Annotated in this window: 12 protein-coding genes; 9 read left to right on the forward strand and 3 right to left on the reverse strand. The window is 63.6% G+C overall.

The genetic code is table 11. From position 1 onward, the window contains the following. Window positions 1–29 precede the first annotated feature (29 nt). The 9 genes from meaB to BMW28_RS08275 all read left to right on the forward strand — a co-directional run bounded on the left by meaB (window position 30) and on the right by BMW28_RS08275 (window position 9767). On the forward strand, window positions 30–1055 hold the full coding sequence (gene meaB, locus BMW28_RS08235; protein WP_091816475.1) for a methylmalonyl Co-A mutase-associated GTPase MeaB: 1026 nt from the start codon (window positions 30–32) through the stop codon (window positions 1053–1055). Between the two features lie 85 nt (window positions 1056–1140). After that, on the forward strand, window positions 1141–2673 hold the full coding sequence (locus tag BMW28_RS08240) for an acyl-CoA carboxylase subunit beta (protein WP_091816477.1): 1533 nt from the start codon (window positions 1141–1143) through the stop codon (window positions 2671–2673). A gap of 50 nt (window positions 2674–2723) precedes the next feature. Further along, on the forward strand, window positions 2724–4784 hold the full coding sequence (locus tag BMW28_RS08245) for an acetyl-CoA carboxylase biotin carboxylase subunit (protein ID WP_091816629.1): 2061 nt from the start codon (window positions 2724–2726) through the stop codon (window positions 4782–4784). Between the two features lie 82 nt (window positions 4785–4866). Further along, window positions 4867–5511, forward strand: coding sequence for a bifunctional nicotinamidase/pyrazinamidase (pncA, locus tag BMW28_RS08250; RefSeq protein WP_091816479.1), 645 nt, complete (start codon window positions 4867–4869; stop codon window positions 5509–5511). Window positions 5512–5586: 75 nt separating this feature from the next. After that, complete coding sequence (locus BMW28_RS08255; RefSeq protein ID WP_091816482.1) at window positions 5587–5880, forward strand: DUF167 domain-containing protein; 294 nt, start codon at window positions 5587–5589, stop codon at window positions 5878–5880. A 10-nt stretch (window positions 5881–5890) separates the two neighbouring features. Continuing rightward, a complete protein-coding gene (gene bioF / locus BMW28_RS08260) occupies window positions 5891–7090 on the forward strand; it encodes an 8-amino-7-oxononanoate synthase (RefSeq protein ID WP_091816484.1) in 1200 nt (399 codons plus the stop codon). Window positions 7091–7157: 67 nt separating this feature from the next. Then, window positions 7158–7940 (forward strand): dethiobiotin synthase, encoded by a 783-nt coding sequence (gene bioD / locus BMW28_RS08265; protein ID WP_091816487.1) that lies wholly within the window; start codon window positions 7158–7160, stop codon window positions 7938–7940. 14 nt (window positions 7941–7954) lie between these two features. Beyond that, window positions 7955–9190: a cytochrome P450 gene (locus BMW28_RS08270; protein WP_091816489.1), complete on the forward strand. Its 1236-nt coding sequence runs from the start codon at window positions 7955–7957 to the stop codon at window positions 9188–9190. Window positions 9191–9260: 70 nt separating this feature from the next. Beyond that, entirely contained in the window at window positions 9261–9767 is a 507-nt protein-coding gene (locus tag BMW28_RS08275) for a VOC family protein (protein WP_091816491.1), read from the forward strand. Window positions 9768–9832: 65 nt separating this feature from the next. Here the strand turns inward: BMW28_RS08275 and BMW28_RS08280 are convergent, their stop codons facing one another. The 3 genes from BMW28_RS08280 to BMW28_RS08290 all read right to left on the reverse strand — a co-directional run bounded on the left by BMW28_RS08280 (window position 9833) and on the right by BMW28_RS08290 (window position 14042). Continuing rightward, a complete protein-coding gene (locus BMW28_RS08280) occupies window positions 9833–10543 on the reverse strand; it encodes an RnfABCDGE type electron transport complex subunit B (RefSeq protein WP_091816494.1) in 711 nt (236 codons plus the stop codon). An 86-nt stretch (window positions 10544–10629) separates the two neighbouring features. After that, the gene (locus BMW28_RS08285) at window positions 10630–12522 is read right to left on the reverse strand and encodes a polyhydroxyalkanoate depolymerase (RefSeq protein WP_091816497.1); all 1893 of its coding nucleotides are present in this window, start codon (window positions 12520–12522) and stop codon (window positions 10630–10632) included. Window positions 12523–12845: 323 nt separating this feature from the next. Continuing rightward, entirely contained in the window at window positions 12846–14042 is a 1197-nt protein-coding gene (locus BMW28_RS08290) for an amino acid aminotransferase (protein ID WP_091816499.1), read from the reverse strand. Window positions 14043–14187: the final 145 nt, after the last annotated feature.

Raw genomic sequence — 14187 nt, forward strand, 5'->3', positions numbered from 1 at the left:
TGCCACCTAGTTTCTGCACAAGAGAGTTCATGCAAATCAATGTCCCGCAGATGGCGGAAAGCGTGGTGCGCAGCGAACGACGCGGTGTGGCCAAGGCCATCACCCTGCTCGAATCGACGCGCCCCGACCATCGCGTGCTGGCCGACGAACTGCTGACCGCCTTGCTGCCCCATACCGGAAAATCCTTCCGTCTGGGCCTGAGCGGCGTTCCCGGCGTCGGCAAGTCGACCTTCATCGAGTCCCTCGGCATCTACCTGATCCGGCAGGGCCTGAAAGTGGCCGTGCTGGCCATCGACCCGTCCTCCAGCCTGTCCGGCGGCTCCATCCTGGGTGACAAGACCCGCATGGAGCGACTGAGCATGGAGCAGGATGCCTATATCCGCCCGAGCCCGAGCAGCTGCAACCTCGGTGGCGTTGCCGAGAAGACACGCGAAGCCATGCTGGTGTGCGAAGCCGCCGGCTATGACGTGGTCATCATCGAGACCGTGGGTGTGGGCCAGAGCGAAACCGCCGTTGCCAACATGACCGACATGTTCGTGGTGCTGCAGTTGCCCAATGCGGGCGACGACCTGCAGGCGATCAAGAAGGGCGTGATGGAGATGGCCGACCTCGTCGTCATCAACAAGGCGGACATCGACCCGGTGGCCGCCACGCGCGCGCAGGCACAGATCACCTCGAGCCTGCGCCTCTTTGCCATGCACGGCAATCCCGAGCATGGCGCACACGATGCTGCCAGCCAGAAGGCACAATGGCAGCCCAAGGTGCTCCAGATCAGTGCCTTGCAGGGCAGCGGGGTGGATAATTTCTGGAATACGGTGCAGGAGTACCGCCAGATCAACGCCGACAATGGCCATATCGCTCAGCGGCGCCAGGATCAGTCGCTGGCATGGATGTGGGAACGCATCGATGCCGGCCTCAAGCAGGCGTTCCGTCAGAACGCAGGCGTGCGCGACAGCCTGCCGCAGTTCACCGAGCAGGTGCGCGACGGCAAGATTGCAGCCTCCACGGCCGCACGGCAGTTGCTGCAGGCGTTCCAGGGCCAGACGGGGCTGTAAGCGCAGAAATTTGCGGCGTTCGCCAACAGGCGGGCGCCAAACGGTTTTGGTATTTAGTTAATGCAACCTTTCAGAAGGACTTGTGATGAAAGAAATCCTTGAACAACTCGAACAGAAGCGTGCTGCGGCCCGCCTGGGCGGCGGCCAGAAGCGTATCGACGCCCAGCACAAGAAGGGCAAGCTGACCGCACGTGAGCGCATCGAGGTGCTGCTAGACAGTGGCAGCTTCGAGGAATGGGACATGTTCGTCGAGCACCGCTGTGCCGACTTCGGCATGGACGAGAACCACATCCCAGGTGACGGGGTGGTGACCGGCTACGGCACCATCAACGGCCGTCTGGTGTTCGTGTTCAGCCAGGACTTCACCGTGTTCGGTGGTGCGCTGTCCGAAGCCCATGCAGAGAAGATCTGCAAGCTGATGGACCAGGCCATGAAGGTTGGCGCTCCGGTGATCGGCCTGAACGACTCCGGCGGTGCCCGTATCCAGGAAGGCGTTGCTTCCCTGGCCGGCTATGCCGAAGTGTTCCAGCGCAACGTGATGGCTTCCGGCGTGGTGCCGCAGATCTCCATGATCATGGGCCCCTGCGCTGGTGGTGCGGTGTACTCTCCCGCCATGACCGACTTCATTTTCATGGTCAAGGACAGCTCCTACATGTTCGTGACCGGCCCCGAAGTGGTCAAGACCGTGACGCACGAGTCCGTGACGGCCGAAGAGCTGGGCGGTGCCGTGACGCACACCAGCAAGAGCGGTGTGGCCGACCTGGCCTTCGAGAACGACGTCGAAGCCCTGCTGATGCTGCGTCGCCTGTACAACTACATCCCGTCCAACAACCGCGAGAAGGCTCCCTACCGCCCGACGCTGGATCCGGTCGATCGCGCCGACAAGAGCCTGGATACCCTGGTTCCGGACAACGCCAACAAGCCCTACGACATGAAGGAACTCATCGTCAAGACCGTGGACGATGGCGAATTCTTCGAACTGCAGCCTGACTACGCCGCCAACATCGTGATCGGCTTCGCCCGCATGGACGGCAACGTGGTCGGTATCGTGGCCAACCAGCCGCTGGTGCTGGCCGGCTGCCTGGACATCAAGAGCTCCATCAAGGGTGCGCGTTTCGTGCGCTTCTGCGATGCCTTCAACATTCCGGTCGTGACCTTCGTCGACGTGCCCGGCTTCATGCCCGGTACCAGCCAGGAATACGGCGGCATCATCAAGCACGGCGCCAAGCTGCTGTACGCCTACGCCGAGTGCACGGTGCCGAAGATCACCGTCATTACCCGCAAGGCCTATGGCGGCGCGTATGACGTGATGTCCTCCAAGCACCTGCGTGGTGACGTCAACCTGGCATGGCCCAACGCCGAGATTGCGGTGATGGGTGCCAAGGGCGCGGTGGAGATCATCTTCCGCGAAGACAAGAATGACCCCGAGAAGCTGGCTGCCAAGGAAGCCGAGTATAAGGCCCGTTTCGCCAACCCGTTCGTGGCCGGCGCCCGTGGCTTTATCGACGACGTGATCCAGCCGCACGAAACGCGCAAGCGCATCTGCCGCAGCCTGGCCATGCTCAAGGACAAGAAGCTGGAAAACCCGTGGCGCAAGCACGGCAACATCCCGCTGTGATCACGGCCTGACCGCGAACCGTTTCGAATTCATTATTGGAAGAGCACTTCATGTTTACCAAAATCCTGATTGCGAACCGCGGTGAGATCGCCTGCCGTGTGATCGCTACCGCCAAGAAAATGGGCATCGCCACAGTGGCGGTGTATTCCGACGCCGACAAGGACGCGCGCTTCGTGCAGATGGCCGACGAGGCCGTGCGCCTGGGCCCGCCGCCTTCCCGCGAGTCCTACCTGCTGGCTGACAAGATCATCGAGGCTGCCAAGGCCACCGGTGCCCAGGGTATCCACCCCGGCTACGGCTTCCTGAGCGAGAACGAGGCTTTTGCCCGCCGCTGCGAGGAAGAGGGCATTGCCTTCATCGGTCCCAAGTTTGAGGCCATTGCCGCCATGGGCGACAAGATTGCTTCCAAGAAGCTGGCCAACGAAGCCAAGGTCAACACCATCCCCGGCTACAACGATCCGATCGAGACGCCCGAGCAGGCCGTCGAGATTGCCAAGGGCATCGGCTACCCGGTGATGATCAAGGCCTCCGCCGGCGGCGGTGGCAAGGGCCTGCGCGTGGCCTTCAACGACAAGGAAGCGCACGAAGGTTTCGCCTCCTGCCGTAACGAAGCCCGCAACAGCTTCGGCGACGACCGCGTCTTCATCGAGAAGTTCGTCGAGCAGCCGCGCCACATCGAGATCCAGGTGCTGGGCGACAGCTTCGGCAACGTGATCTACCTGAACGAGCGCGAGTGCTCGATCCAGCGCCGTCACCAGAAGGTGATCGAGGAAGCTCCGTCTCCCTTCATCAGCGACGAAACCCGCAAGGCCATGGGCGAGCAGGCCGTGGCTCTGGCCAAGGCCGTGAAATACCAGTCCGCCGGTACGGTGGAATTCGTGGTGGGCAAGAACCAGGACTTCTACTTCCTGGAAATGAACACCCGCCTGCAGGTGGAGCACCCCGTCACCGAGTTGATTACCGGTCTCGACCTGGTCGAGCAGATGATCCGCGTGGCTGCCGGCGAAAAGCTGTCCGTGACCCAGGCTGACGTGAAGAAGGAAGGCTGGGCCATCGAGTGCCGTATCAACGCCGAGGATCCCTTCCGCAACTTCCTGCCCTCTACCGGCCGTCTGGTGCGTTTCGTGCCGCCGGAGCAGAACCTGTTCCAGGGTGAAGCCACGACCGAGCACGGCGTGCGTGTGGATACCGGCGTGGTCGACGGCGGCGAGATCTCCATGTACTACGACTCGATGATCGCCAAGCTCATCGTGCACGGTACGGATCGTAATGACGCCATCGCCCGCATGCGCGAAGCCCTGAACGGCTTCGTGATCAAGGGTGTGCAGAGCAACATCCCGTTCCAGGCCGCGCTGCTGGCGCATCCCAAGTTCGTGAGCGGCGATTTCAACACCGGCTTCATCGCGGAGAACTACGCCGACGGCTTCCGTTCCGAAGACGTGCCGCACTCCGACCCGTACTTCATGGTGGCCATGGCTGCGCGCCTGCACATGTGGTACCGCAACCGTGCGCAAGGCCTGCAGGGCCAGTTCTGGGAAGGCTACAAGCGCCTGCCTAGCCGCGAGTTCGTGGTCTGCACGCTGGGCAAGGATGGTGACAACCTGTACTCCACCGTGACCCTGGGCGAAGTGGAACTGGGCAAGCCCAGCACCGTGACCGTGCACACGCCCGAAGGCGAGCGCACGTACGAGGTGCTGGCCGAGTACATGCTGGGCGAGTCCCGCATCACCGGCATGGTGAACGGCGAGCCCTTCGTGCTGCAGATGGAACGTGGCAACCACAAGAACCCGCTGGCCATCCGCGTGACCCACAACGGCTCCCAGATCGACGCCGTGGTGATGCACCCGCGCACTGCCGAATTGCACAAGCTGATGCCCTACAAGGCACCGCCGGACATGAGCAAGTACGTGCTGTCCCCGATGCCCGGGCTGCTGGTCAACATCGCGGTGCAGCCCGGCCAGAAGGTCCAGGCGGGCGAGCGCGTTGCCGTGATCGAAGCCATGAAGATGGAAAACATCCTGTTCGCCACCGCCGACGGCGTGGTGAAGGCCATCATGGCCAAGGAAGGCGAAAGCCTGTGGGTGGACCAGCCGATCGTTGAATTCGAGTAAGCTGTAGCCCTTGGTGGCCGGCGCGTGAGCGCCGGCCATTTGTTTTTGTGCCGTGCCGGATGTGTGAGGAGGAGACCGGGTCATGAACCATGCTCAAGCCCGCATTGATGAAAGCTGCTGTCTGCTGGTGGTGGATGCCCAGAATGGCTTCATGCCCGGAGGCGGCCTGCCGGTGGCCGATGGCGACGCCATTGTTCCCGTCATCAACCGCATTGCGCCGCTGTTTGCCAATGCCGTGATCACGCAGGACTGGCATCCGGCCGATCATGTGTCCTTTGCGGCCAATCATGCCGGACGCCAGCCGTTCGACACCATCATGCTTCCCTATGGCGAGCAGGTGCTCTGGCCCGTGCATTGCGTGCAGGGCACACAGGATGCCGAACTGCATCCCGATCTGCAGCTCACGCAGGCGCAGCTCATCATCCGCAAGGGCTTCCATCGTGAGGTGGACAGCTACTCGGCCTTTGTCGAGGCAGACCGCACGACGACCACCGGACTCGCTGCCTATCTGCAGGCGCGCGGCATTCGCCAGCTGTACCTATGTGGCCTGGCAACCGACTACTGCGTGGCCTGGAGTGCGCTGGATGCGCGCAAGGCCGGATTTTCCGTCACCGTCATCGAGGATGCCTGCCGCGCCATCGACCTGAATGGATCGCTGGCCAAGGCCTGGGCCGATATGGACGCTGCCGGTGTGCAGCGCGTGGTTGCCTCGGATCTGCTGGGTTGATGTGCCTGTGCATGGGGGCGGCAGGCCATCCGCCAGTGCGCACGGCTGTTTGTTGATGCAAGCTGTTGAATCTGCATGTCATTTGTTCTGAAAATCTCCATTCACGCCACGCCGGGCGCCAAGCGCACCGAGGCGGCGGGCCTGTATGGGGATGCCCTGCGGGTGCGCCTGGGCGCACCACCTGTGGATGGCAAGGCCAACGAGGCGCTGATTGCCTGGGCGGCGGAAACCTTTGGCGTGGTGCGCAAGCAGGTCGACCTGCTGCATGGCGCGGCAGGCCGGCAGAAGGTGCTGGCCATTCAATTTCCCGACGCCGCTGCACTGGCGCAAGCGCAAGCCTTGCTGGCACGCTTGCGTGGAGAAAACTGATGGAGTCCGCATGCTGATTGCCCATTTGCGGGAAGAACTGGATCGTCTGGCTGCCGAGGGCCTGCAGCGGCGCCGACGCGTTGTGCAGACTCCGTGCGGCCCGGAGCAGCGTCTGTCAGGGCAGCAGCAGCCGCTGCTGTCCTTCTGCAGCAATGACTATCTCGGTCTGGCGCAGCATCCTGCCCTGATCCAGGCGCTGGCCGAAGGCGCTGCGCGCTGGGGCGTGGGCGCGGGTGCCTCGCATCTGGTCAGCGGCCACATGCAGGTGCACGAAGACGTGGAAACTGCATTTGCGCGCTGGCAGCAGGCCCATATCCCCGAGGCGCAGGCCTTGCTGTTCGGCAGTGGTTTCATGGCCAACATGGCGCTGATGACGGCACTGGGCGGCAGTGATGCGACCATTTTTGCCGACAAGCTGAACCATGCCTCGCTCATCGACGGCGGCTTGCTGGCGCAGGCCGAGATGCGCCGTTATCCGCATGGGCAGCTCGAACAGCTGGAGCGCCTGCTGCAGCGCTGCACGACACCCATTCGTCTGATCGTGACCGATGCCGTTTTCAGCATGGACGGGGATGTGGCCGATCTGCCGGGGCTGCTGCGGCTGGCCGAGGCCTACGACGCCTGGCTGGTGATCGACGATGCGCATGGCCTGGGAGTGCTGGGCACGCAGGGCCACGGCAGTCTGGAGCATTTCGGCCTGCACAGCGAACGCCTGATCTGGATGGGAACGCTGGGCAAGGCCATGGGAGTGGCGGGCGCCGTGGTGGTGGCCCATGCCACCATCATCGACTGGCTGGTACAGCGTGCGCGGCCCTATATCTACACCACCGGCATGCCGCCGGCGCTGGCGCATGTGCTGCTGGCGTCGATGGCGCTGGTCGAGTCGGAAGAGGGCGCCGCCCGCCGTGCGCATCTGCAGGCCATGATCGGGCGCTTGCGCGAGGGACTGTGGGCCTTGCTGTTCGGACATGCGCACTGGAGCCTGCCTGAGTCGTCGACTGCCATTCAGCCGCTGATCGTCGGCAGCAATGAGGAGGCCTTGCACCTGTCGGCTGCACTGGAACGGCAGGGCCTATGGGTGCCTGCGATCCGGCCACCTACCGTACCTGCCGGCACGGCGCGCCTGCGCTTCACCCTGAGCGCCGCCCACACGGGCGAGCAGCTGGACCGATTGCTGGCGACGCTCGCCCGCATGGAGGGGGTGGCATGAGGCAGGTCGGGTCATGGTTGCAGCAAACGTGCTGCAGGGATCTGGAAGAATCTGGAGATTGCCTGTGATGCAGGATGTGGCTGGAACGGGATTGCGTGGCTGTTTTGTCACGGGGACCGATACGGAAGTGGGCAAGACGCGCGTGAGCTCCGGCCTGTTGCGCTGGCTGGCACGACAGGGCGTGCGTGCTGGGGGCTACAAGCCTGTGGCTGCCGGCATGGAGCAGGACGCCCAGGGGCGCTGGTTCAACGTAGATGTGCGCGTGCTGCAGCAGGCCAGCTCGGTGCCGCTGGAAGAGTCGCAGATCTGCACGGCCCAGTTGCGTCTGGCCTGTGCTCCGCACATCGCGGCCGAGCGTGAAGGACGGTCCATCGATCGTGCGGGCCTGATCGTCGGTGCGCACCGCGTGGCAGCCATGACCGAGCGCGTGGTGGTCGAAGGTGCGGGTGGCCTGTGCGTGCCGCTGGGCGAGGGCTGGAACAGTGCCGACCTGATGGCGGATCTGCAGCTGCCGGTGGTGCTGGTGGTTGGCATGCGGCTCGGTTGCATCAACCACGCCTTGCTGACTGCGGAGGCCATTCGTGCGCGTGGCCTGGAGCTGGCAGGCTGGGTGGCCAACACGGTGCAGCCCGCCATGCCGTTTTTCGGCGAGAACCTGAACACCCTGCGCCAGGAGATGCAGCGGCGATTCCAGACGCCTTGCCTGGGCGTGGTGCCGCATCTGGCGTCACCCACGGCCGATGCCATTGCCGACAGCCTCGACAGCGCCTTGCTGCACCATGTGTTTGCGCTGAATCAGGAATCCGGCAGTGCAATGGCTGCCGGACTGGCTCCGGAGCGGAACCGGTAGACAATGACCGACCTATGAACGCTATTCTTGAAAAACCGGCAGAACTGCTGCCGGACTTTGAAGTGAATCCCTACGCCACCTATGCCTTGTGGCGTGAAGCAGCCCCCGTGGTGTGGAGCGATGCCTTTTTTGGAGGGGCCTGGCTCTTGACGCGCCATGCCGATGTGGAGGCCGCCCTGCGTGATCCGCGGCTGTCGGCCCAGCGGACCGGTGGCTGGGTGATGGATGTGGCCGAGGGCGACCGTGCAGCGCTGGGCCCGTTCCAGCGCCTGTTTGCCCGCGCCTTGCTGTTTCTGGATCAACCCGAACACCCGCGCCTGCGCCAGGTGCTGATGCCGGCATTCCGCCCGCAGCGCCTGCAGGCGCTGCAGCCTGAAATCGAACAGTTCGCTGCCGAACTGGTGGATGCACTTCCGCGTACCGAACCATTCGATTTCATGGAGCGCATCGCACGACCCTTGCCAGTGCGCGTGATCGCGCGCATCATGGGTGTGGATCTGGCTCTTGAAAGCGATTTCATGCGCTGGGCGGATGATCTGGCAGCCTTCATCGGCGCCGTTCGCCCGACGACCGAGCAGGCGCGCATCGCGCAGAAGAGCCTGCTGGAGATGGCTGCCTACTTCGAGCAGGACCTGCTGCCGCGTCGCCGCCGCAATCCCGAGGACGATCTGGTGACGGAGCTGGTGCAGGCCCGCGACGATGGCCGCATCACTTCCGACACCGAACTGCTGGCCCAGTGCGCCATGCTGCTGTTTGCCGGCTACGAAACCACGCGCAACCTGCTGGGCAACGGCATGCTGGTGCTGATGGAACACCGCGACCAGTGGGATCTGTTGTGCCGTGATCCGGCGCTGGTGCCCCAAGCCGTGCGCGAGTTGCTGCGTTTCGACAGCCCGGTGCAATGGACCGGCCGCCGCGTGGCCAGCAGCATGGTGCTGCACGGCCAGCAGTTGCGCCGCGGCGATCTGGTGTTGCCGCTGATCGGATCGGCCAACCATGATCCGAGGCGCCACTCCGATCCCGACAGGCTGGATGTGCAGCGCGCGAATCCGGGCGCGCTGTCTTTCGGCAGTGGGGCGCATGTGTGCATAGGCGCCGCGCTGACGCAGATGGAGGCCCAGACCCTGTTCACGCAACTGGTGCAGAAGCGCCCGGATCTGGTGCAGGCCGGGCCGGTGGTCCGCAACGGCAATCCGGTCTATCGCGGCATTCTCGCGCTGCCGGTGCAGGGTGGCGATGCGCGCACCTGAAAGTTTTCCGGGCACCATGGCGTGCCAAAATTGACAGCAGAACATTCATACCATCATCAAGGAGAAACCCATGACCCAAACCCCCATCGCCAAAGGCAGCCCGCGTCCGTTCAAGGTGCTGGGCATCCAGCAGATCGCCATTGGCGGCCCGAGCAAGGAGCGTCTGCAGACCCTCTGGGTGGACATGTTCGGCCTGGAGAAGACCGGCACTTTCCAGAGCGAACGTGAGAACGTGGACGAGGACATCTGCGCCATCGGCAGCGGCCCCTTCAAGGTGGAAGTGGACCTGATGCAGCCCATGGACCCCGAGAAGAAGCCCGCCGTGCACGCTACGCCGCTGAACCACATCGGCCTGTGGATCGATGACCTGCCGGTGGCCGTGGAATGGCTGACCGCCCAGGGCGTGCGTTTTGCACCGGGCGGCATCCGCAAGGGCGCTGCCGGTTTCGACATCACCTTCATTCACCCCAAGGGCAACGAAGAGCTGCCGATTGGTGGCGAAGGCGTGCTGATTGAACTGGTGCAGGCGCCGGAGGAAGTGGTCAAGGCTTTTGCGGCACTGGCCCAAGGCTGCTGACAGGCATCGGACCGGTTGCAGGAGCGCAAGTGTGCGCCCATGGCCGGATGGCCGTTGCAATCCGGTCAGACGCTCCCTTCGCGGCGCGCCTTGGCCTTGGCCAGGGCCGCCGCGATGATGGCGCGTTTCTTGTCCAGCACGACCGGATCGGTGTGCTGGCTTTGTTCTTCCAGATGCTCCAGCTTGTGGCGCGCCTTGTCTTCCAGACGCTCGGCGTTTTCCTGTTCCGCACGGGCCACCTGAAACTGGTGGAAGGTATAGCGCTGCAGCGCCTGCTCAGCCAGCGCCGCTGACCAGGCCTCCCATCCCGCGCGTGTGCCGCTGATGGGCTCCATGGCGATGCAGTCCACCGGGCAGGCTAGCACACACAGATCGCAGCCGGTGCAGAACGGTTCGATCACGGTGTGCATGCGCTTGTTGCTGCCGAGAATCGCATCGGTTGGGCAGGCCTTGATGCACAATGTGCAGCCAATGCACCAGTTCTCGTCGATGATGGCCACCGTCATCGGACCCTCCTGGCCAAACTCCGCATTCAGCGTCTTGCCTTCGGCGCGCTGCGGCTGGCCCAGCGCTTGGGCAATGCGGTGGATGCCGTCTTCACCGCCCGGGGGACACTGGTTGATGTCGGCACTGCCATCCACCACCGCCTCGGCATAGCCAGCGCAATCCGGATAGCCACAACGCTGGCACTGCGTTTGCGGCAGTACGCGGTGTACGGCAAGGGCCGGCCCGGAAAGGGGAACGACGGCGGGAGAATCAGGCGACGGCAATGGCATGGCGGAATTATGCCTGCGGGGTGGGGCGGAAATGAAAAAACCCGATGCGGATCAGGCATCGGGTTGGCTGCAGCCGTTCGGGCTGATCAGGATTGCTGGCTGTCTGCCATGGCCTGATCGGTCGTCTGCTCCTCGGCAACAGAACCCGGCAGGCGCCATGTCGTCATGGGCTTGCTGGTGGACGCATCTGCCTGCACTACGATAGCGCTGTCAGCTGCCTGTTGCGGCGGCACTTCGGCACTCTTGCCGGCGTCGGCCTGCGGGGCTTCCTTGCTGGTTGCGGCGGCTGGCGCCACTGCCGCAGGAGCCGCGGCTACGGTCTCGGCTTTCGGGGACGCCTCGGCAGTGGTTGCGGGAGCGATGGCTTTTTCCGCCGCCTGGGCCGGAGCAGTCCCGGTCACGGCCTTGGCTGCAGGAGCGCTGGCTGGGGCCGCTTTCTCTGCGGCGGCAGGTGCTTCTGTCGCCGCAGCCTTGGTGGCTGTCTTGCGGGTGCTGCCGGCACGGGAAGCTGGCTTGGCAGCCGTCTTGCGTGCAGCAGTGCGTGCCTTGGGAGCTGCCTTGACCGGTTCGGCAGGAGCCACTTCGGCCACGGCCGGAGCCGGTTCGACACTGCTGGCTTCCTGGCCCAGCTGCAGCTGTTCATACAGCTCGGCACGCTTGGCCAGATCGTCCAGATGCGGTTGCGAAGCCTTGCGGCGCTTGGCGGTCACGATGCCGCTGTGGTGGCGCAGGATGAAGTCACGCAGCACCGGGTAGGCCATTTCGCGCCAGCGGCGGCCGCTGAAGATGCCGTAGTGGCCGGCCCCCTTCACTTCGTAGTAAAGCTTTTCGCTGTCGGGCACACCGGAGCACATGCTCAAGGAAGCCTGGGTCTGGCCGAGGCCGGCGATGTCATCCAGTTCGCCCTCGATGGCCAGCACGGCCGTCTTGGTGATGTCCTGCGGACGGACACGCTCGATCTGGCCGTCGACGCCTTTCACGTCCCAGGTGCCGTTGACCAGCTTGAATTCCTGGAACACGGTTTCGATGGTGTCGAGGTAGTACTCGGCGTCCATGTCCAGCACGGCGTTGTACTCGTCATAGAACTTGCGGTGCGCTTCGGTACTCTCGCCGTCGCCGCGGATCAGGTCCTTGAAGTAGTCGTAGTAGCTGGTGGCGTGGCGGTTGGGGTTCATGGCCACGAAGCCGGCAAACTGCAGGAAGCCGGGGTACACGCGGCGGCCTTCGCCCGGGTAGCCGGAGGGCACGCGGTAGATCACATTGTTCTCGAACCACTCGATGCTGCGCTGCACGGCCAGATCGTTCACCGCGGTGGGCGACTTGCTGGCATCGACCGGGCCGCCCATCATGGTCATGGTGGCGGGGGTCTGCTCGCCGCGCGAGGCCATCAGCGACACGGCAGCCAGTACGGGCACGGTGGGCTGGCACACGCTCACCACGTGGCACTCGCCGTTTTCCTTCTGCAGATAGCGGATGAATTCCTGCACGTAGTTGACGTAGTCGTTCAGGTTGAAGCCGCCTTCGGACAGCGGCACGTTGCGCGCGTTCTTCCAGTCGGTGATGTAGACCTTGTGGTCCTTCAGCATGGTGCGCACGGTATCGCGCAGCAGGGTGGCGTAGTGGCCGGAAAGCGGCGCCACGATCAGCACGACCGGGTTGCGCAGGAGCTTTTCCAGGGTTTCGGTGTCGTCGGCGTAGCGCTTGAAGCGGCGCAGTTCGCAGAACGGCTTGTTGATTTCCACGCGCTCGTGGATGGTGACTTCGGCGCCGTCCACATCGACCGATTCGATCTCGAAGCGGGGCTTTTCATAGTCCTTGGCCAGACGGTGCAGCAGGTTGTAGCCGGCGGCCATGCGGTTGGCGCCTGGAGCGTGGCTGAACGGGAGCACGGGATTGGTGAACATGCGGGACGCCGCCAGGGCGAGTTCCGCGAACGGTTCCATCAGAGAGCGTTGTGTCTCGTAGATCTGGTAAAGCATGGACAACCTTCGGGAGAAAAATGCTGCGGTGCAACAATTTTAGCAGTGATTATGAAATACGCGCTGTCAGACAGCATCGCAGGACGGTGCAGGTGCAGCAATGTCACATTTTGCAACTCCGGGAGTGCAGCGCAACATAGCGGCAACCCTAATTTTTGGCACGGTCATGCGAAGAATCGGTGGCATCTGTCACATGGTTTTCATGCGATTGAGATAAACATCAAATCTTGCATTCTGGAGGGCTCTTGCAGGAAGGAGCAGACCATGAAAAAAAGCCACCGGCCTTGCGGACGGTGGCTTTGCGGCTGTGCCATCAGGTTGCCTTACAGCACCTTGGCGATGCTTTCGCAGACGTAGCCGATGTTCTTGCTGTTGAGCGCAGCCACGCACATGCGGCCGGTGTCGGTGCCGTACACGCCGAATTCATTGCGCAGGCGCACCATCTGGTCCTTGGAGAGGCCGGAGTAGCTGAACATGCCGATCTGCTTGGTGATGAAGGACATGTCGCGCTGCACGCCGGCAGCCTTCAGGCCGTCGACCAGCGCCTGACGCATGGCCTTGATGCGGGTGCGCATCTCGCCCAGTTCCTGCTCCCACTGGGCGCGCAGCTCGGGGTTGTTCAGCACGGTGGCGACCACGGTACCGCCATGCGTGGGCGGGTTGCTGTAGTTGGTACGCACCACGATCTTGAGCTGGCTCAGCACGCGGGCGGCTTCTTCCTTGCTTTCGCACACCACGCTCAGGGCGCCGACGCGCTCACCGTACAGGCTGAAGCTCTTGCTGAAGGAAGTGGAGACGAAGAAGTTCAGGCCGGCAGCCACGAACTTGCCGATCACGGCGCCATCTTCGGCGATGCCGTGGCCGAAGCCCTGGTAAGCCATGTCGAGGAAGGCGACCAGGCCCTTGGCCTTGACCACTTCAACGACCTTGTCCCACTGCTCGGGGGTGATGTCGTAGCCGGTGGGGTTGTGGCAGCAGGCGTGCAGCACGATCACGGTGCCGGCTTCGGCAGCGTTCAGGCTGGCCAGCATGCCGTCGAAGTTCACGCCCAGCTTGTCGGCGTCGTAGTAGGCGTAGGTCTCGACGGTGAAGCCGGCATTGGTGAACAGGGCGCGGTGGTTTTCCCAGCTCGGGTCGCTGATCAGCACCTTGGCATTGGGGTTGAGCTTTTTCAGGAAGTCGGCGCCGATTTTCAGGCCGCCGGTGCCGCCCAGGGCCTGCACGGTGGCCACGCGGCCGTCCTGCACCACAGCGCTGTCAGCGCCGAACACCAGCGCCTTGACGGCGTTGTCATAGGCAGCCAGGCCATCGATCGGCAGGTAGCCGCGGGCAGCGGGCTTGTCCATCATGGTCTTTTCGGCGGCCTGCACGCACTGCAGCAGGGGCAGCTTGCCGTTGTCGTCAAAGTACACGCCCACGCCCAGGTTGACCTTGTTGGGGTTGGTGTCGGCGTTGTATTGCTCGTTCAGGCCCAGGATCGGGTCGCGGGGGGCCATTTCGACGGCGGAGAAAAGGGACATGAGGGTACCTCTGGCTGGTGTTTGGGGAGAAAACAGGCCCGCACACCACACTCGCAGCAGCATTGCGGACAACTTTTCTATTGTAAGAGCGCGGCCTGCCATTCGAAAAGCGCGGCGTGGAGGATGGGGCAACTAAATTGCGGGA

The organism is Allobrachymonas denitrificans DSM 15123 (assembly GCF_900110225.1).
In the GTDB taxonomy this organism is placed as follows: Bacteria; Pseudomonadota; Gammaproteobacteria; order Burkholderiales; family Burkholderiaceae_C; genus Brachymonas; species Brachymonas denitrificans.